Below are 20,698 nucleotides of genomic sequence, written 5' to 3'. Positions count from 1 at the left end.
AACCTCCCTAGTCCATATAGTTAATTAGCAGAACTGTTGCCTTCTTGAAATACTCCTGAAATGTCATAAAATCCTGACTTGGAATTTCCATAGGCTTTGTTCCATCATTATGTGCTCCATACTTGTTTCGTTTATCATTGATAAAGTCTAAAGTCTTTATAACATCTATTCCCTCTGTTAGTAAAAGTTTTCTGAACCTTGATTTTTCATTAAAGTATGACTCCGCTATTAGATAGTAATACTTCTCTAGTACTGTCTTGCCCGAATACTTCCTGAACGAATTAAAAATTGATATGTTCTGTATAATTGTTCCGGTCTTCACCCCGATAGCGTTCAGTTCTTTGTTTTTTGCAATACAATTCGTTATTCCAAAATTGTCAAGCATTGACTCTATATCTTCTTGACGTCGAATTGCTGTTTCATATTGTTTCACAATGTTCTGCTTGTCTGTATTTGCAATATAATTATTTAAAATCAGTTCAATTGCTTTTGTACTTTCTGTAATCACAGTATGACGTTTGACTTGATGTTTCTCATCGCAAAGGATATTAAGATTAAATACTTCTCGATACTTCTCCAATAATGCCTGTGCAGCCGAAGTATCTCTCATATTAGGGAAATTAACCCTAATATATTGCTCAAAATTACTACTCTGCATTTCAGGATAATCAGCATAAAACTTTGTAGTTATACCATCGCAAAAATAATCAAGCCCATGTTCCTCGAGTTCAGGATCATATATCAATTCATTATTTTCTCTCATCCTCTTAAAACTTTCAGAATACCATGGAGTATAATTCACAGGGAATGGTGATTCTACAATAAACTTTTCTGGATCTGCCTTTTTTACTGTAAATCGAGTCTTAATATAAACGCGTCTACGTTCTGTATCAAGAATCTTAACTCTGGCATTCCCAATGGCTTTTATTTTCTCAACTTCAGCCAATGTTTCAGGTTCACTAAAATTCCTCTCTACAAGTTCTTCTTCGTAATACTCAATTTCTCGCTTATCGTTATCACGCCTTTTATCCTGTGACATTCTATTTATTTTTCCAAACTTATGATAAGCTCGATTGACCTTATCAATCAGATCTAAATCCTGCTTTGTACTTTTTCCAGTAAAATTTCTTTCACTATCAAACGATAATGCGTGTGCCTCTTCATCCCATACAGTCCATGGTAATCTACCTGGATAGAAAAATGGAAAAACCTCTCCATCCATCATGCTAATAAACATATTGCCAAATTCTTTTTCATTGGTAAATTCACCAACTTCTTTGTTGTGTAAATAATTTTTGCCTACTTCTGTAACTTTCTTATCCGCATAATAATCTTTACTTTCAAGATTTGAGACAATCTTTTTTACAACCTCTTCACTTACCAAAAGAAGACTAGCAATCTTCTTTTGTGACATTTCTGGAACATTAAGTAGCTCTAATACTGTTTCAGCCAGTGCATCAAGTTCTCCATCTGTAACTTTGTTTGCATAGCACTCTATTACCTCTACTGGCCAAGCAATGTCATATGTAACTTCTGTATCTGCATCAGCTCTTTCAAATCTTCTGAAAGAAAGGACCTTTCTATCATTAAGCTTGCTCATAGTATCCACCTCCCTTCTCACATTCTTGAATTAAGCTTCCTATTATTGGTACGCATTCCACTGTATCTCTGTCCCCCACAGCAACCAATAATTGTCTTGCACGAGTAAGAGAAACACATAGTCTGCTTCGATCCTGTAAATGACCTGTTCTTTGACGCTGATTTTCAATATCGATAGTATTTGCTCTCGTACAGGATAAAAAAACAACATCAAATTCTTTTCCTTGGAAAGCATCAACAGTTCCTACCTCTACTTGCAGCTGTTGTGTTTCTGTAAGTTCTTGCTTTATTAGTTTAACCAAATACTCTGTTTGTTTCTTATAAAACGAGATTACTCCTACCGTTTTATTCATATCTATCTTCAATACGCTCTTAACTTCGTCTACTAAAAGCTTTGCTTCCTGTGGTCTATACTTACTACGTCGTCCCTCTTCTAGTCCAAAATGATTCTTATCTGCATCTATCCATACAAGTGGTTTGTCATGAAACATTCCCAAATTGGCTTGTTTCTTAGTATCATCTACATCAGACGAATCAAGCAGGTAGTTTTCCTTTTGATAAATCTCCCTATTTACAAAATCACCGATTAATGAATTCATACGAAACTGCTTTGTAAGTTGAACGGTTCTTGTAACCTTAGCCGGCTTATTATCAAAGGACTCATACATTCTTTGGAACAAGCTCTTTTTTAAGACATTTAAACTTTCGAGCTTTTCGTCATTTTCAAACTGCTTCGTTACCTCTGGATCTAACATATGTGGAAGCTGTAAGAAGTCACCAACCAAAATAATCTTCTTTGCCATTGACATTGGAATCAATAAATCCAAGGGATTAGCACGTGCTGCCTCATCCACTATAACCAAATCATAAAGATGTGAGGATGCAAATCTTCCTACTTCCATTGCTTGCTGACAGGTTGCGGCAGTAATATTGGAATATTTATCTATAATAGATTGAATTTCATGTTCGTCCTGAATTAATTCTAGATAATTTTGCAAGATGTACGCCGTTGCCTCATCCCTGTTTTCAAGCCTTTGCAATCTTTCCTGATTAAGTTCCTCGTCCATTCTCTTTAAACACTGTTCAATAGAAGTAAGACTGTCTATTGATGTAGCAACAGTTTTTTGTTTTACATATTGCTGCTTTAGTTTTTCAACAATCTTTACATATTTATTAAAAACCTCTTCATCCTTACCTTTTGAATTTAACACTGCATCAATAAATTCAGTTCCATCAGAACAATGTATATTTCCATTAAAGATTGCCACCTTCAGATTAATTATCTGTCGCTTTCCATCGTCAGCATAACTGCTTGTTGTCAACCTTTGTGCATTGAGAATTGCGCTGTTTTCCTCATCTTTCTCTTCTTCCCATTCCTGCGAAACTTTTTGTGACGCTGAAGTATATGAAGTTCTGCTCAAGAGTTCCGTTATATCTGCTATTAGTTCTGACGATAGTTTGAGGCGATTATCTTGCAATTCATCTTTTAATAATTCTATACCTGCAGCCGGTTCTTTGCCCTTTTTCTCCCACGCATATACTTTATCTCTTAAAGTCTCTTTCGAATAATCAATTCCCTCAGTTAATTCGTCTATCTTTTCTCCGAGTTTTATTGTGACATTATTTCTCCATTCCCTTATATTAAGGGTTTGTTTGTTTTCCTCGTCACGTTTTCCACCTTTTCTTTCAGAAGGAATACCGTTGCCATCTACTCCTACAATTACATTTTCTACCGCTTCATGTTGAAAACTTGATACAAGGATTCGTGGAATCTGATTATCATTATGCTTTTTAAAATATTCTTCAAATCTTGCAATTATTGCTTTAATTACGGTTGTTTTACCTGTTCCTGGAGGTCCTAGAATCAAGGCTATATCTGGAGTATTAATTGCTGCTTCAATTGCGTCCCTTTGTTTCTCATTAAACACCTTATCTGGAAATTTTCTCGTCAGCATATTAGTTATAGGTTGTTCATGAATATTAGTTTTTTCTACACTAACACCCTTATCAACAATCAAAGCCAAATCTTTTATTGGACATTCTCTTGCAAGGATTGAATTTCTTGCATTTTCACGTCTCATAAGTCTTACGGAATCTCCGACTACCGAATAATATAGGTATCCTTGATTAGGTATCTTCTTTCTCTCACTGCTTGTACGATCATATATTACACATGTATTATCGTTTTCAATTTCAACAAATGTTCCAACATGAATTGAATTCAGTTTCTTTATCTGATCCGCATTTTCAAACTGATCCAATTTTTTTATATCATCATTGTCTGTACTGTCTATTTGTGCTTCATCAGGAAATGGTTCTTCAAATGAACTCTTTAAATGAAATCTATACTCAAAACAGTCCGTCAAAGTACACTCATAGCTGGTATACTCCATAACTCCATTTTCAGTTGCTTGCTTAAGTACAAATAAGCGTTCCAGATCATTATATGCATCCCAAATATCAAAATAGGCACCACCACTCACAATTTTCGTCATACGTTCAGTTACTTCTCTTGATATTGAAGCACCCTGAGTTGCATTTACAAATGAGATATGTCCCTTTAAAATATATAAATTTTCAAAGTCCGCCTTGTTTCTATCATACCTAACAAGATTGCTTGCAACATACACATTATCAACCCGGGTTACATTAAGAACTCTGTCCTTTGATAGCAAAGTAAAATTCGCACCTTTACGTCCATAACCCTTTACAAAGAGCATGTCGTTATACTTGAAAGCATCAGAAAGATATCCAATAGGATTTTCCTTATCCTTAACTCTCATTTTAGCAATTACTTCTTCTCCTACTTCAATCTCTATTCCCTGCATTGCATTAAAATTGATGATATCTTGAAATACTTTTATTTCAACGATGAGTTTTAAATCATCACAATCAATAACTCTTACAATAGTAGCTGAGGAACTTCCATCAAGATATATATTATCAAGCGTTCTTCTGCTTGCTTCCGAAACAATAATCGCTGATGAATTTCCATCTTTTTTTGCTTCATATGAATCACTCATATAATTATATGTAATTTCAATGACATCTCCTGCAGAAGTGCCGATATCTCTCAAAATTTTTATTTCACACTTATTATTACCGCCCCATATTATGTCTTGTGCCTGCATGGTTAACCTCCTTATAAGAAGACTGCATTTCTAAATACAAGTCCTCTATATTTCTCGTCTATCTCAGCATTTGGGTCTTTTGAGATATTAATGTCAATATCTGAAAAGAACAATCTATCTTTATAGCCTATCTCTACCTGATCGTTATCTTTAGTAATTGGAATTCGTTCCTTCTGACCATTTTTTTGCAAATAAAGAATACTATTTTTAGGATTAAGCAAATAGAATTTTCCATTCTTCGCCTTGTTAATTACAAAGTACTGATCTACTGGCTTCGAAAACTTATCTCTTCTGATATAAAGATTCGAAATATAGTTATTTGTTATAGCATTCTTTTCTTCTCTCAATACAAAGGATTCAACCGGTTCTTCTTTCAAAATAATTCGGTTTCTTTCCTTTGCATCTACAACATAGTATCGATCCTTAAATTGAAGAAAGATTGGTCTCTCGTTTTCTTCATCGCACCAAGGGCAAAAATATTTCCTTTCCTTATCCGGACTAGCATAGTGCCAATGTCCACATTCATTACATTTCATAACCTTATTAGATGCTTCTAAGCATGCCAACGCAAATTCCCTTGCTGTTGTTCTTGCCACCCTGTTTTCCTTACCTTTTACAAATGTTCTATAAAATAGATCTGCTAGCTTATTTGTGAATACAACCTCTACCGGAAGCATCTGCGTCGATGAATTAGGTGAATCTTCTTCATCAACATATGGATACATTCCACGATAAGCTTGCTCCTGTTGTTCAGGAGTCCCATCTTCTACCATATCCCCTACATAGGGATGTCCACATCGTAAAAGTTCAAACAAAATAACTGCCAGTGAATAATCATCTGTAAATATATCTGGCTGCATTTGTTTTGTAACTATCTCTGGTGCCATATATCTAGATGTTCCTAATATATTCCCTGAATCACCACCTGGTATGTATATGTTATCTATATCAATCATACAAATAGATGCAACTTTGGAATCTTTATTTACCATAATATTGTTTCCCGAAATATCACAATATGCTCTATTTGATTCATGTAAAAGTGCAAATTGCATAGCAATTTTATGTCCCAGAAATAATCTTCTTCTTAATCCACCAGTTTCCTCATTATACCATTCAGACATTGTTAATTCCCTTGATGGCACAAGCAACTTATTCAGTGATATATGATTAATCACCTTTTCCATTGCATATCCTATATAAGGCTCTGTAAACAAATCTAATGGTTTGATGAATTGGTCCGGATAACTTTGTTTAATCAGCCACTCAAGCTTATTCATTCTATTTCTATTTTGATATTCATTACCACGCTTATATAATTTGATAATAAATTTTCCTGTCGACTCCTCATAGACAATGCCTTGTGCTCCTTGCTTGTCTACTTTCTCGGTTAATAAATACGTCTGACCTGATGTTGAAGTTATTATCATTCCTTCGAGATCTTTCAATTCCATCCCTCCAATACTAGTATCCCAAGAGATTTATCATCATCATTCTTTTCTCTAAGGTGCTTCATCCATGAAGCAATCTCTTTTTCCCTTGTTTCTGTGTTTCCTTTTATAAGTTCTACTAAATAATTTTTAAATTCATCTATTGTATCTAAATCTAATTCTTTTCCAATTCCGTCCGTCATGGCAACTGCCACAACATTACCTTTAATTTTTTTACAAATAATATTAAATGAACTTTTTAGAACAGCTTCTGCTAATGCATATGTTTCTACTGAATAAAACTCATCCATATCAGAAACTAAAATATTTTCATCATCCACAGTAATTAGAACAAGTCCATCACCAATTTGACCTATGACCAAATCTTGATTACAGATAATAACAAAATTGAGTGTTGTGCCATAATCGTTCCACTTTGATTCAAAATGACTCTTCCAATCGGTTACAACAAAACGTCTTATAGAATTCTTATCATTAACTGCGATTTCACCTAAAGACATTTTCATTGCCAAATTCTTAACAGTATCAACTGCCGCTTCCGACCCTTTCTTTGCCCATTTGCAAGAACTAACACCATCTGCGACAACCACACAATAAGTACCGTTAATTACTTTTCCTACATAAACCGAATCTTGATTTTCTTGACCCAAATCTATATGATGCTTACCCCTCTCACTATATGCAAATTGAATTAATTTATCTTCATCATAAAAAATCATCATATAATCACTTCATCCTCGTCTTTATCATCCCATTTTAAAAAGCTCTGTATATCGTTAGGATTTGTGCTAGACATACGGTTAATTGACGACATTGTTATCCACTGGAATGCTTTTGCAATATCTGATGCATCCACAGCTGACATAGGTTTGCTTCCATTATTCAAAAAGGCTCTAAGCATGTTTAAGTCTGTTGATGAATCTACACTCATCGCAACTCTCATACACTTTTTACTTCTTTCGCTTTCCTGCATATTCTTAATCGGCTCCCATTTAAGATAATCATCTATTGTTGCATTTGTTCCTCCTAAATAATCTGTTGGATAACCATCACTAATAAGTACAACTGTAGGCAGATAGTCTTTTGACTTAATTATTTCCTTATCTTCAATAAGTTCCGTTACAACTGAAATTGCTTCTCCCATAGGGGTTCTTCCTACTGCCTTTAATTCCTCAAATTCAAGATCATTTACATCTGTTGGATATTGCTGAACTGTCACCTTATCTTCACCAAAAGTAATAATGCTTATCTTAAACACTCCGCGAATATCATTTACATTTCTAAGAGTAACAATCATTTCTTGAATTGCCTTATTTACAGCTTGAATTTTTTCACCTTCCATACTTCCACTTGTATCTGCAAGAATAAATATTGGTAATGCTCTTTCTTTCGTAATACTAAAATCATTTAAACCCATAAATATACTCCTCCTTTTTGTATAAAATCCTAATTTCAATAACACTTCCTACACAGTCAATTTCTTTTACATCACTAATCTTTACCAATTGGTTTCCTTAAAAATTTTCTACTTCTTTCTTCATATAGGCTCCTAAGTTGTTTTACAGAATAGTACACAAAGTAGGAAGAGTGGGAAATAACAAAGAAAAGCCGAGAGAAAGGGTATTAAATGACTTTTCTCGTGTTTTTCAATATGTTGTCCATGTGTAGGACATACGGTTGAATATCGGTATTCCATTTAATACTGCTTTCTCTCTTTATATGCCAAGAATAAAACATTACGATTATTTCCGAATTAAAAAAACTATGCGAACTTATTTTTCATATAATTTGCTTGCAGCTAAAACTCTTCTATAAACTTCTTTTTGCAGATGCCGAGGTTCCATAACAGTTACATATCCCCCCAGGGATAAAATATCTTTTACTACTTCGTTCTCATCTGCCTTTAAGTATGACACTTCGAGTCTGTATTTTTTTTCTTCCTTATCATATCTAGCTTTCCGATCATAGTATGAAAAGATTCTAAAGCATCGCTCTATCACATGACTTACAGGTTCAACATCTAATTTGACTGTTTTCTTATTAGCCTTTAGGTACTCTTTATATTCAGCATGCAAATCTTCAGTAAATACATCATCTGTCAATCTAATATTCTGCATGGTTTCTAAATTCATTTTTATAAATCTATACTGAGATGGTTCGTACGCACAAATTCTAAATTGATCATTTTTTACAGAAAACTCTATTTTTATTGGAAAAACCGTTACATTTTTATACTCAAATATATTAGGTCGTATATTATCATAAATAATTGCTCTTTGCTCCCTTACAGCAGTCCCGAGCATACTAATTATCTGACTGTATTTGCGAGAATTATCCGTTACACCATTTGCAAATATATTCTTTTTGCAGATATCTTTAAAGGACCAGCCTTCTTTGATATCAGTCGTTGCCATTCTTAATTTATCAATACTTTCTTTAGATAAAAACTGTTCAATATATTCATCTTCTAAAAGCGACTTTGCCGCTTCTTGTTCTATTCTTCCGTTCCTAATCGGGAAGTCGTTCCCTAATATAGGAACATACTCATTATCCTTAAGATAAAAAAACAGCTCTTCTCCTTCACTTTCAGCAAACAAAGTATCTGTCACATCAAAATCACGTTCCCCTGGCACATACTTGCCTATCAACTTATTAATATCACTCTTCTTATAAGTTCGTCTGTCTTGTAACAGTCGAGATAAGAACTCATAATATTTGTTTTCTGTTTCATCAAAGAGATTCATAATTTCTCACCGCCTTTTTCCAATCCTGAGCAATAATCTCTTCTGTATGTCTATCCCCACTAGATAAAACTTTTGCTCTTTCTCCAAAGCTTCTAATCCATGGAATCATTTCATTTGGATCTCTTAGTTTAAGCCTGTATTCATAGTTTCCATCTTCCTTCTTTATAAGTTTTCCTCCGTGACCCTCTTTATCGATTCTTCGTAAAATAAAAGCTTCCTTATCTTCATTAAATCTAAATTCTACTACAATTTCTTTCAGTTCTTCTTCTACACCTGATGTACACCAACACTCATCAGCGAATTTATCCATTCCTTCTATTAGTTTATGCTCTTTGCTTTTCAGGAAACGGTCACACCTAGCAGAATCAATTTTATCAATCCTAACAACTCTTTGCCGATCCGATATTGCATCATAACAATATAAGTATTGTCTACCGTATGTACTATCATGAATAACCTTAACTGGAAGGACCTCTATTTCTACTTGATTATCAATTCCAATCCGAAGTACATTGCTATTCTTGATTGCCCGTAAAATTTCTAACAAAACATCATTATCTAATGAGTTAAAAAAGTGATTATGTTTAAATGCAAATACTCCTCCATCGTCCAAATTCATTTTTCTTTCATATTTCATATATAAATGAAGTTTTTGCTCTAAAAAATAATATGGCATCTCTATCGGTGAAACATTTTTTAAAAATTCAAGATATAAACTAATATCTTTTAACTCCTCATCAGTAAAATCAGCCCACAGATCCTGTGTCAGTCTATATAGAACCTTTCTTCCTTCTTTGCGGCTTACAATATACCCTTTATCAACAAGTTCATCTAATTTAACTCTTAGGTTATCCTTTGTAAAAATACTTGCTTCATTATAGTTGGGCATATCCTCTAGGATTTCTGCAGCTGTCATCTCTATATTATCATTCAATAATTGCTGAACAAAAAAATACGACATAATATCAAGAGCCGTAAACGACTTATTTTTATATGTGTCTGCCAAATAATTTTCTGCACTATCTTCCATACTATAAGAACAATACAAAAGTACCTTTTTATCAACTCTTCTTTTCTGTATAAACTTGTCTGGCAAGTAGGCACTAATTCTTCTCTGTTCATTATCATATTTCCTTCCACTTATCCCCATTTCAATGAAATCGTCTCGTGTAAAACATCCATAGATATAAATATTCCGGAGAATCTGACGTATATTTTCATAATTCCTAATCATAAGAACACTATCTCGTAAAGCCATACTTCCTCCTACTTATTTCTCCAATCTTTATATTGTCCTGAAGTAACTCTCTCATCAGATGGTTTTGCTGCAGAAGCTGGAATTGCCCAATCTCTACCAAACTTAACTGCACCATCTATTCTCCCAGTTGAACATAATACTTGTATTCTTCTAGGTGTAATATTCCACTTTTCAGATGCTTGTTTTATTGTAATATAACCTTCCATATAATCCCTCTTTGAATTAGTTAGTAATTCTAATTTATCTACAATTATACATCATTTTTCGTGCAGTATTTCCTTAATATAGAATATACCTTATGACGAATATTGTCAATTAGAGTCCCCCTAACAAATGATCTTTCAAGAATTTCACCTATACAAAAAGACATTATTTTAGAGGGCGATTCTACATATTAAGAATCGCCCTCTCTTAACCATAACAACCATACTATTTATATATTAAATTCTACACATTAATACAATATGCTTCGAAACCTCCTGACTGAAATCTCTTTAATACTATTCTATATCAATATAATTAAAAAGGTGACCGTTAAAAATGCCATTTCATTTGGCATATAACGAACACCTATATTAAGTATTATTATAACAATGCGACCTTTTTACAACTTTGGATAGTATTCGCATAAATCAAGCTCTGTTTCCTTAAGATTAAATATTTTTGCTATTGCCGAGCTTTCAAAGCTCCAATAACCACAGTAAGTATCTGAGTCTTTAAGATGTGAATCATACCATGCATATCCTATATGATTATAGTACCAACCATCAAGATATTTCTTCAGATATTCTTCTCTATCCATACTGCTAAACACTTTGTCAAGTTCCGAATATTCATCATCTAATCCAAGTGATTTATTCCACTCATATTTTCCAGTCTTAATATACTCTGAAAAGAAATTCAGCAATCTATCCTCCGAAATTACCTTTGCATTTGCTCGTAATATTTTTTCAGCATCCTTCTCAACATCTAAGATTATTGAAAGCGCTAAAAGCACGAGGATATCCTCTTTAGTAGGATTCTTATACTCTTTTATCAAATCTATTGCTCTTATCAATAAAGTTTTTAAGTCATCTCTTAACGCACCATATGAGAATTCAGCCTTTAGCAAATCTATTTCATAGCCGGTTACTGAAAGTAGAATTCGTTGTTTCTTTTCTTCATCATCTTTACTCTCTCTCAATTTCGCAGTCCTTTTTTCTAAACGTGAATATTGGTATTCCAAGTAAGAAATAAAATAGTCTTTATTTTTACGAATATCTCTCACCATCAATTCCTCCTTTATTTAACCTATGCCTCTGACGATGGGTCTATACGATTACCATCTTTATCGAAATACTCTACAATAATCTTTTCCCCAACTTTATTTCCCTCAGAGTCAACCTCTTGCGTGTCAGTATGAGTATTACCATTATCATCCACATTAGGATCTATATGGTACACTTCATGAGACACAGAATCCGGATTATCTTCTGCTGCATCTCTAATCTCATCTGCTTTTTCCTTACCAACAGCATCATCAAGTCTTTTGTCAATCCAATTATCAGACATCTGTTTTCCGTCATTGGTTTCCGACAACTGGGATGGGTCGAAGGAAATCATGCCAAGTGTCATCGCCGTTTTTTTACTTACCGGAATGAGCATCTTGTTTGCCTGTTCGATGCGTTTTCGTCTTTCTTTTTCCTGTCGCCTCATTTCTTTAGCGATGACTTTTTCGCCTGCACTCATGGTCTTTCCTCCTTACGCGTGATTGAACCAACTATCAATCAAAGTTGTGATTTTGTTCTGAAAATCTGGAAGCAACGTTCCTTTTGCGAAGAGATATAAAAGTCCTGCGACACCTGCTGCTACTGCGATAATGATGAACATTACGATAAGCTGATTGCTACCTTCTTTCTTTGCAAGAAGCTTAGATTTTGCGTTCAAGATTGCCAGATCCATTTTACGAATCATATTTCTCATCTTACTGATCTCCTTTCTTTCAAATTGTAAGATTTGCCTCGCCTTTTTCTTTTGCAGTGGCTTTTCATTTCTTACATTATGTATTTGGGTTGAAAAAAAGCTGATTGCTAAATGAATCCTAAAAAACAAAAAAATCCTCCAGAAACTTTTTTCTAGTTCCTGAAGGACTGTATTTTCTTGTCAAAACCCGACTAATTTTTAGGTTTGTTCAAGCTACAATATTTACTTTTTCTTTGTGTACCATTCCAAGCCCCCCGACCCCCGCCCGACTCCTCGGGGGACGAAGCACATAAATTGATACATCAATCTATGCAGACTAAATTCTTCGAGCAAACTCTATGTAAGACGTATAGACATGTATCTATGCTCTGCTCCATATAATGCCTGACACAAACTTTCAATAATTATCTAGAACATATTGATGATTATACATGTACCCCTTAACATCTTCTTATACACCTACCGTATTTCTTTTATTTGATATGTTTTACCTTGAAAATCAGCCTCGTATCCAACGCATTTACCTAAGAGCATTTTTACTAATGGTGGAAATTGATTAGTTCCAGCAAGATAGTCCGCATTAATTATTTTAGTTTCATTTGTTTGTGGAATAAAAACAATAACCCTATTTCCCAATGCAATGTACATATCATTATCATCAATATCATTGATGTTTTCTAGGCTTGTATCAACGCTTTCATCCTCTAAAGTCGCAGCTACAATACCTTGTTCATCCCCTTGGATAATAGCATAAATATTTTCTATCATTATTTCAGCAATTTCATCTTCGCTTAAGCAGTCTAGTATCAAACCACCACCTACAGCATTTAATAATTGTAATGATGGTCTAATATGCTCTCGTAAAGTAATTTGAACTCCCTCGTCTTTGAAATATTTGATTCCGTTTACAATTCCATTTAGAATTGTAGGATTTGACGAAAAATTATTGCTATAAAAAATATCTGATATCTTACTACTAATATCATTACTTCCTATTATATCAAGTTTTTCAAAATGGCTTGGAAGAGACCCATCAAAAGTATTTCTGCCAACCCACCAACATTTCGCCAATGTATTTCTGTAAAGTCCTGCACGTGTTCCTCCTGAAAAGAAAAAACGTGATTTAATATTCGAAACAGCTTCTTTCTGAGTTTTAGGCTGCTTGCTATCATAATCCCATCTTTTCCTAACATAATCATAAAACACAGAATGACACAATCCTGCCCACAATCTTTCGTCACTTGCTTGTGACTCATTTAGAAATGAGAAGTTTTCATATAAAATCTTACAATTATTAAATTCAACTTCACCTATTGACATATCTGAACCAAGCATAGATAGTTGAAAATCTGGTACATCTTTATATTCAACAAAAGGATCACCACCGCACACTGTCCAAAGCCATTTATTATCTTTTTCGGTAAAATATTTATTATACACTAAATCAAGATTATCTTTAAGGATACCCAATGCCTCTTTTTTCATAAAGTATAGTTTCATTTTAAATATCCTCCTCTTCTTCCATGTTTTCGAACAATTCAGTGAACATAGATAGTGCTTTGCTTAATGGCAGCTCCATTGCTTCTTGCGCCAACTGAACAGAGGTTTTTGTATCATCTTTTATCTCATCTATAAAATTTATACCTCTTTTTTCATAGGCCTTATCTAGTGAAATATACCACGCCTTTCCTTGATTTGCTTCTATTCCAATTTCTTGTTTTAACTCCTCAAATACATACACTAAGGCTGGGAAAACAAGCATTGAATTTAATATAGGTTGAAACTGTGCTTTTTTACAAAAGCGAGAATAAGTTTCATATTCCTGAGTTCCAAGTCCTATTTTAATTAGCGATGAATCAATATTGACATCCATTGGTTTTTCTTCAGTAGTCAATCGTTTATATATCTTAAAAATCGAACTTGCGCTTGTCAACTCCTCATAATTCTTAACAATATCTAATGCCGGCAAATTTTTATAGCCAAGTATACTTCCTTTTGCTAAATCAAAAGAAATTCCATTATAATCCTCGTTCCAATCTGAATTCTCAAAATGATTGATATTTTCTTTTAAAACAATGAGAGCAATAACTTCTAGTTTTCCAAAAATTCTCCCCACAGGTATATCAATATTACTTTGTTCAGTTATTGAATGGAGTGTTGTTCTAAATGCTGTATTAGTGCATTCAATGTGAATTACATATTCTGCTTTCCCATCAAGTAACAATTTTCGAATTTCTTCGTTGTTTAAAGTAATATTAAATTCAAGTAGCAGATTATTAACCCCATTCATTCTATATTGAAAATCCACATCATAAACAGACGACTTATAATCATCTTTTTCTTCACTTAATACAGGGTAAGTATATAATCTTTTAGTTATGTTCATATACATTTACCTCCATAGCATAATCTCTTGCATCTACTAAACAAAATTCAATTGATACTTTTTCATTACCTTGTAACTTTGAAAAACCAATACCAATTGAACTAGATTTTACATTTTCACAGGCAGAAACACCAATAGCTGATTTAACTTGCAGTTTATTTGACTTTCCGTTTTCACCAACCGTAACTATTTCGATATGCCCCGTAATAACATCTCTAGGCACTTCGAATGAAGCTCTAAATTTGTCTTTATCAATTTTTATTATACGAATATTCTTTAAAGGCTGATTCGTGTCACCTCCAAATTTTTCATGAACAGTATCACGTCCACCCTGATTTACAGTTCCACGATGTGCGTCAATTTTTGATCTTTGACGATTTCCTCCTAGATTTCTTGTAGCAGAAAACCCACCTTGACCGACAGTTCCCTGTGCATCTCTGCCTTTAGATTGACCTTCACCTTCAGCACCATAAAATAAACCTTTAGGGTTATTTGTGGATGTTGTTCTTGGCTGAATTAAAATTTCTCCGATTGTATTATGTAAATCTTCTTTTTTATTTTCACCTTGCTGTACCGCCTTTGAAGACTCTTTTTGAAGAACACTACTAAGCCCTTCAACTTCAATTTCTTCGTCACTTGAATATTCTCCCAAGCTTAAAATTATATCTCTAACCCATTGTTTTAATTCATCATGGTATTCTCTTGCTTGTACCGGATTTTTTGCATATCTTCCCGGAACCCATTTATCATGTGATGGAGTTTCCATTTCTCTGAAATATTCATTCAACTCTTTTCCTTGCATTTCCAAAACACCTGAAAAAGAAATCAACCTAGATATATTACCAATTGTTAACAACTTCATTCCTGATGTACGAGTAACCAGTACTTTTTTATTTAATTTTTCATCCAAATCAACAAGTACACTAAGTTTTAATGTTCCTAGTCCGTGAAAATCCTTTGTGAATATTTTTGTTTCTAGATTAGATAATACTTTATAATAACAATATGCTTGTCTTACCTTTGTTTTGTATCGTTCCATAAGTGCTGGTAAATTTGAAGAGTTAATGATTCTAGAGTTAATAACCACTGTGAGTTTATTCTTGTAAATTGCCAGAAGAAAGTTTTCTAAAACCTCACAAGCAACATCATCTTCCCATGTTGTTGCAGCATTGAAGCCATAAACAAACACATCAGTACCAACTTTAGTTCTGTTATGCAAATTATCTAACTCATTAATTGTTTTCACAGGTAAGTTGCCATCCGTATTGCCATAATAACCAAATCCAGTTGTCATAGTGCGAAGAGGATCATTTTCATCTTCTGGGAAAGAAATAAATCTTGATACTCCTTGAGCAGCAATCTCATTTTCAGCATTTAAAGTCCTATAAAACACCAAGCGATAATCCGAATTACAAAAAGGTGCATTTTTCCCTATACCAAAAGCACCAGCTTTATCACCAGTTTTAGTTGCACCACCATCAATTTTTGTAAGTGCATTCCAGCCATCATCCTTATCCCCATATGGGTCTAACAATCCAGTAGTATTATAATCGCTTATTCGAAGCACATAGGAACTTTGATTTTCTATTGCCTTTATTGCTTTTTTTGAGTATTCAATTGTTTTTTCACTATCTCTTGTTGACCAATAATTATATGCTTTATGTAATTTATCCCTATATGTTTCATAACCTGGTATATCACTAGATTGAATTTTATAACGTTCAAACTCTACAATCACTTCAGATGAAGAACCTTCTGCAGTAGCATCTAATGAATTTTGACATATTTCTCTTGCTAAAGATTGTATTTCTGTTCCAGTAAATGTTTCAATACCAGCATCTGACACTCCTCTTCTTTGACCGCATCCATTATTCGGAAAATTCCATGTAATATCCATTCTACTCACCTCAACGTAAATTTATTATCTTTATCTCCTGAATCTTGAAACTTGCTTTTGCAACTTTTCAACTCTTGCTCAAGAGTAGAAAATATTTTTTTTATATCCACCTCATCATATTCGTACGTAGCTTTATTGGAACAATTGCTCAACAATCTAACCATATCTATTATTTTATTTGTACGTGCCTCTGCAATTCTTAGAAATTTATCATGTTTTGATTCCGCCACTTCAAACACCTCCAAATATTATTTTATGTATATATTGTAATTATTTAGAATATATTTGTCAACAATATAATTTTTATCAATAACATTTATTATATAATTGATATATTTCAATATTATTTTTATTTTATTTTAAAAAAGCACCCTGATATTAGGGTGCTTACTGATCATATCTTATATATCAGCTAGTTCTGTCGTTATATTCTCATGTGACTCACCAAGAAAATGAAATTCGCTACACTCATTTACGGTTAATGTTACAATCTGTCCAAGCTCCATTTAATTTTTCCTCTTTATTCATACGAACTTCTATCTATACTGGTATGAAACCAGCTCAACAAACTATATTGGCTTGTCAATTTCTTCGTTGTCTTATTCCCTGCAAAGTCTATGACAATTATTTCATAATAACTTGATGTTTTTTCGTCAGCTGTAATCTCATAATACATATCAAAATAACTATGTGTATCAGGAGAACCAAAAACAGCCTTCGTTCTGTCTGAATAGACAACTTCTTTTCGCGCCCCAGTCACTCGATACAAGATTACGCTTTTTATTCCTGAGCTTAGATTTGCTCTGTTTGGACTTCTTGATATTTCATCATCAATATGCTGATTAATAATGTTATCTTGGCAATATCCAGATACGGTGATTCCATCTGGTCTGACATGAGTAATCTCTGTTCCATCCATTCCTGGTATGGTGCAATCATACTTAGTTGTAACTGACTTACTTTCAGTATGTCCTACATTATCTGTTGCTGTAATGTACCACGTATGAATTCCTTCATACTTTGCAGCCAATGTGTAGCTTGTACTTGTGACTCCCGATGCAACCACATTCCCAACATCATCCTTAATAATGAGACTTCGAAGACCTGAACCGTTATAACTTGTTCCGCTCAAATAATCAGTAGCAGCTACACGAATCGTAGGTGCGACGTTTGTCCAATCAGTGACTGTATCCTCTACACCACTAATTACCGGATCGCTGTGATCCAGATAGATTGTGACTGAATTCGTTGAAGACGTATTTCCAAGTACATCTGATAATACAAGTCTAAAGTAAAATACTCCTTCCGATGTTTCTGTATAACTTCTTGAAACACTATCAGTCGTTCCACCAAATGTCCAAGTCTGTACATCACTCCATGCTCCTGTTACATAGGAATATCTTTGTAACGTGGCTGATGAAAGTCCAGACCACGGATCTCTGGCAGTAAATGATACTATGCCATTACCAACACTCCAAGAATTTGGTGTCGCATCTAAACTACTGCAAGATGGACCTGTTTTGTCAAAACTGGTCGTAATTGTCTTATTACTCACATGCCCTACATTATCTGTAGCAATAATGTACCAAGTATGTATTCCCTGATATTTATCTGCTAACGTATAAGTTGCACTAGCGACTCCACTTGTTACCACAATTCCTGAATCATCTTTAATAACAAGGCTATTTAAGCCTGAGCCATTATAAGATGTAGCAAATAAATAATCCGTTGCAAACACTCGAATCATAGGTGCCACTTTCGTCCATGTTGTAACTGTGTTTTCTGTTCCACTAATAACAGGATTGCTATGATCTAAATAGATATAATCAGATGTCTTTGTTGTAACATTTCCTGCCATATCCTCAATCGTCAGTTTATAATAAAATACTCCCTCTGAGGTTTCTGTATAGCTTCCATACCTTTTACTAGTCGTGCCACTATAGCTCCAAGTCTGAACATTACTCCACGATTTTGTCACATTCGAATATCTTTGAAGCATAACCGAAGACAGTCCAGAGCCATTATCCTGCGCCGAAAATGTTACTGTTCCAATTCCAGCACTCCAGTAATTTGGTGTAGCCGAAAAGTCACTACAGCTTGGATCTGTTTCATCCTTCCAATGTGCTATCATCGTAACTGTTCCACCATCCTGATCATGAGTATATTTACCACCAGGATTATAATTCCCACCGATACTGGCAGTCCAATATTTAAATGTATACCCCGTCCATGATGGCTTTGTAGATGATAAATACAAATCAGATCCCTGTTCTTTTGTCTGATCTCCCGGGGCTCCACTTCCTCCATTTGCAACACGATCACACACTTCTTCTATTTCCTCGAATATATGGCTGGACATGAACACCGTATGACCTTTCGCCTTCTCTTCACGAACCAGCTCCATAAAAGCATCTCTCATAAGTGGGTCAAGTCCCGTAGTTGGTTCATCAAGTACGAGAATCTCTTTTTCTCCCATTAATGCTGCAACAATCGCGGTCTTCTGCTTCATTCCCTTTGACATACGTTTCAGATTTGCTGTCGGATCAAGCTGCAGAAGTTCGATTACATGATTCATATAAGTAAAATCTTTTACCCCCAGATAATCCGCCTGTGATTTTAAAAACTCCGTTCCAGTTGTAAGTGCAGGAAATGCGATTTCACCTGGAACATAACTAACCTGTTGCATGATTGCAGCAGATTCCGTCCATGAGTTTCTTCCATTTACAAAAGAGGTTCCTGCATTCGGTTTAATGAATCCCAACATATTTCGAATGGCTGTTGTCTTTCCGGAACCATTCGTTCCAATAAAGCCAAATACTTCCCCCTCATTTACTGTAAGATCAATGTCAAAGATACCTCTGCCTTTACCATAATCTTTCGTCAATCCCTTTGTCTTTAATACAGTCCTGCTCATCACTTCACCCCCTCGAAAACTTTATCTTCTTTATAGAACTGCATGAAGTAATCCTCCAAAGAAAATGGAAATTCCGTTAGATCAGCCACATGATAGTAGGAAAGGTCTGTCATAAACTTCTGAATCTCGCTGTTTTTTATCTGTACTCTCGCACGAAGTTTTTCTTCGTTAATAGAAGAAAATTGATATGGCAGCTTCGTAAACACGTCCCACTGCGTGTGGTCATTAAATGTAACACGATAGATTTTGTCACTCTCTTTTTTTAACTGATATGGATCAAATTCAGAGACAATAATGCATCGCGAATAATGGCTATACGATCACAGGATGCATCTACCTCATGAAAAATATGGGAAGATAGGAAAATTGTTTTACCTCTCTTCTTTTCTTCCAAAATATATTCAATAAAAATCGCCTGCATGATTGGATCAAGCCCCGATGTTGGCTCATCTAGAATCAGAATATCCGGATCATGCATAAAAGCTGTCACAACTGCTAACTTTCTCTTCGTTCCAAGGCTCATCTGCTTCAGACCTATATTAGGGTCCAATTCAAATGTGTCCAGTAGTTTTTCAAGATAAGAGCTGTCTGTCATGAAGAATACCTGCTGTCAGATCAAAATCTTCTTCATTTAAAACCCAATCCATAACCGTTGCTAATGTGACTTCTAACTTGTCCGGCTCTGGATATCCCAATGCCTCAGTAAGAGATCCCTGGGGGTCGTTGTCAATGACCAATACCTTTTTACCTAATCTTGCAAGTCCAATTCCGATATTTACTACCGAGGTTGACTTTGCAACTCCACCTTTTTGATTTGCACAAATAAGAACTTTACTCATTTTTGTTTTCCTCCTCGATTTCTTTTTCTTGAATTTCTGCGTACATTCTAAAATACTTATCCGTCCCTTTATTACTGTATATCTTGGAATGTTATAACACTTCTAGTTCCTTACACCTTTTCAGTAATTTGCAAAACCAAACAATCTCTCTTTTTGTTCCTTGCATTCTAATCTTTAGCATAAAGCACCTGCTCTCTTTGAACAGTACTTATGATATACGTCCTGGTGTCTGCACTGTGGCAGATACTCCTCATAGAAATCTCGGTGGTTCTCACTTGCAAACTCTATTGTCTGCACACTGGCACTTAACGCTGTGTTATTCATACTACATTCGCTCCTTTCAAAATAATTTGTTTACATCTAAATTGAATTTTTGACCATATCACTGTCCAAAAAAGCAAATAGAAAAAGGACTCTTCCTCAGTGTTTTACTGAAAAAAAGTCCTTGTTTTTCTTTCCTGTATCTAGTTGTTTTCCGAAACATATCCGTCAGTAGGGCGTATATTACACCATAACT

General features: G+C 34.4%; 20 protein-coding genes. All 20 read right to left on the bottom strand.

Annotated features, from left to right (window positions below):
- Positions 1 to 7: 7 nt before the first annotated feature.
- On the bottom strand, positions 8 to 1,600 hold the full coding sequence (locus tag BUB77_RS16580; RefSeq protein WP_073277949.1) for a hypothetical protein: 1,593 nt from the start codon (positions 1,598 to 1,600) through the stop codon (positions 8 to 10).
- Positions 1,587 to 4,730 carry a DEAD/DEAH box helicase gene (locus tag BUB77_RS16575; RefSeq protein WP_073277947.1) on the bottom strand — a complete coding sequence of 1,048 codons (3,144 nt, stop codon included), beginning with the start codon at positions 4,728 to 4,730 and terminating at the stop codon, positions 1,587 to 1,589. The genes BUB77_RS16580 and BUB77_RS16575 overlap by 14 nt, the downstream gene beginning before the upstream one ends.
- 11 nt (positions 4,731 to 4,741) lie before the next feature.
- Positions 4,742 to 6,178: a protein kinase domain-containing protein gene (locus BUB77_RS16570; protein ID WP_170866677.1), complete on the bottom strand. Its 1,437-nt coding sequence runs from the start codon at positions 6,176 to 6,178 to the stop codon at positions 4,742 to 4,744.
- Positions 6,175 to 6,903, bottom strand: a complete 729-nt coding sequence (locus BUB77_RS16565; protein WP_073277943.1) for a protein phosphatase 2C domain-containing protein — start codon at positions 6,901 to 6,903, stop codon at positions 6,175 to 6,177. Before BUB77_RS16565 ends, BUB77_RS16570 begins: the two co-directional genes overlap by 4 nt.
- Positions 6,900 to 7,598 (bottom strand): vWA domain-containing protein, encoded by a 699-nt coding sequence (locus tag BUB77_RS16560; RefSeq protein ID WP_073277942.1) that lies wholly within the window; start codon positions 7,596 to 7,598, stop codon positions 6,900 to 6,902. Before BUB77_RS16560 ends, BUB77_RS16565 begins: the two co-directional genes overlap by 4 nt.
- Before the next feature lie 355 nt (positions 7,599 to 7,953).
- On the bottom strand, positions 7,954 to 8,925 hold the full coding sequence (locus tag BUB77_RS16555) for a WYL domain-containing protein (RefSeq protein ID WP_073277940.1): 972 nt from the start codon (positions 8,923 to 8,925) through the stop codon (positions 7,954 to 7,956).
- Positions 8,912 to 10,183 (bottom strand): helix-turn-helix transcriptional regulator, encoded by a 1,272-nt coding sequence (locus BUB77_RS16550; protein ID WP_073277938.1) that lies wholly within the window; start codon positions 10,181 to 10,183, stop codon positions 8,912 to 8,914. Before BUB77_RS16550 ends, BUB77_RS16555 begins: the two co-directional genes overlap by 14 nt.
- 8 nt (positions 10,184 to 10,191) lie before the next feature.
- Entirely contained in the window at positions 10,192 to 10,389 is a 198-nt protein-coding gene (locus BUB77_RS16545) for a MerR family transcriptional regulator (protein WP_073277936.1), read from the bottom strand.
- 398 nt (positions 10,390 to 10,787) lie between these two features.
- Positions 10,788 to 11,453 carry a PoNe immunity protein domain-containing protein gene (locus BUB77_RS16540; protein WP_073277934.1) on the bottom strand — a complete coding sequence of 222 codons (666 nt, stop codon included), beginning with the start codon at positions 11,451 to 11,453 and terminating at the stop codon, positions 10,788 to 10,790.
- Positions 11,454 to 11,473: 20 nt separating this feature from the next.
- Positions 11,474 to 11,911, bottom strand: a complete 438-nt coding sequence (locus BUB77_RS16535; protein WP_073277932.1) for a hypothetical protein — start codon at positions 11,909 to 11,911, stop codon at positions 11,474 to 11,476.
- 12 nt (positions 11,912 to 11,923) lie between these two features.
- On the bottom strand, positions 11,924 to 12,145 hold the full coding sequence (locus BUB77_RS29480; protein ID WP_139241212.1) for a hypothetical protein: 222 nt from the start codon (positions 12,143 to 12,145) through the stop codon (positions 11,924 to 11,926).
- Between the two features lie 459 nt (positions 12,146 to 12,604).
- A complete protein-coding gene (locus tag BUB77_RS16525) occupies positions 12,605 to 13,645 on the bottom strand; it encodes a DUF6339 family protein (RefSeq protein WP_073277928.1) in 1,041 nt (346 codons plus the stop codon).
- A gap of 1 nt (position 13,646) precedes the next feature.
- Positions 13,647 to 14,531: a hypothetical protein gene (locus BUB77_RS16520; RefSeq protein ID WP_073277926.1), complete on the bottom strand. Its 885-nt coding sequence runs from the start codon at positions 14,529 to 14,531 to the stop codon at positions 13,647 to 13,649.
- Positions 14,518 to 16,428 carry a hypothetical protein gene (locus BUB77_RS16515; protein ID WP_073277924.1) on the bottom strand — a complete coding sequence of 637 codons (1,911 nt, stop codon included), beginning with the start codon at positions 16,426 to 16,428 and terminating at the stop codon, positions 14,518 to 14,520. The genes BUB77_RS16520 and BUB77_RS16515 overlap by 14 nt, the downstream gene beginning before the upstream one ends.
- A gap of 5 nt (positions 16,429 to 16,433) precedes the next feature.
- Positions 16,434 to 16,658 carry a hypothetical protein gene (locus BUB77_RS16510; RefSeq protein WP_073277922.1) on the bottom strand — a complete coding sequence of 75 codons (225 nt, stop codon included), beginning with the start codon at positions 16,656 to 16,658 and terminating at the stop codon, positions 16,434 to 16,436.
- 290 nt (positions 16,659 to 16,948) lie between these two features.
- A complete protein-coding gene (locus BUB77_RS30500) occupies positions 16,949 to 19,342 on the bottom strand; it encodes an ABC transporter ATP-binding protein (RefSeq protein WP_242962535.1) in 2,394 nt (797 codons plus the stop codon).
- Positions 19,342 to 19,548: a hypothetical protein gene (locus BUB77_RS30495; RefSeq protein ID WP_242962534.1), complete on the bottom strand. Its 207-nt coding sequence runs from the start codon at positions 19,546 to 19,548 to the stop codon at positions 19,342 to 19,344. The genes BUB77_RS30500 and BUB77_RS30495 overlap by 1 nt, the downstream gene beginning before the upstream one ends.
- A 56-nt stretch (positions 19,549 to 19,604) precedes the next feature.
- Entirely contained in the window at positions 19,605 to 19,937 is a 333-nt protein-coding gene (locus tag BUB77_RS30490) for an AAA family ATPase (RefSeq protein ID WP_242962533.1), read from the bottom strand.
- Complete coding sequence (locus BUB77_RS30695) at positions 19,915 to 20,181, bottom strand: ParA family protein (RefSeq protein ID WP_073277920.1); 267 nt, start codon at positions 20,179 to 20,181, stop codon at positions 19,915 to 19,917. The genes BUB77_RS30490 and BUB77_RS30695 overlap by 23 nt, the downstream gene beginning before the upstream one ends.
- 174 nt (positions 20,182 to 20,355) lie before the next feature.
- Positions 20,356 to 20,505, bottom strand: coding sequence for a DUF6075 family protein (locus tag BUB77_RS29975; protein ID WP_170866676.1), 150 nt, complete (start codon positions 20,503 to 20,505; stop codon positions 20,356 to 20,358).
- Positions 20,506 to 20,698 lie beyond the last annotated feature (193 nt).

The organism is Anaerocolumna jejuensis DSM 15929 (assembly GCF_900142215.1).
GTDB classification, from domain to species: domain Bacteria; phylum Bacillota; class Clostridia; order Lachnospirales; family Lachnospiraceae; genus Anaerocolumna; species Anaerocolumna jejuensis.
This window is presented reverse-complemented; position numbering and strand designations above follow the sequence as displayed.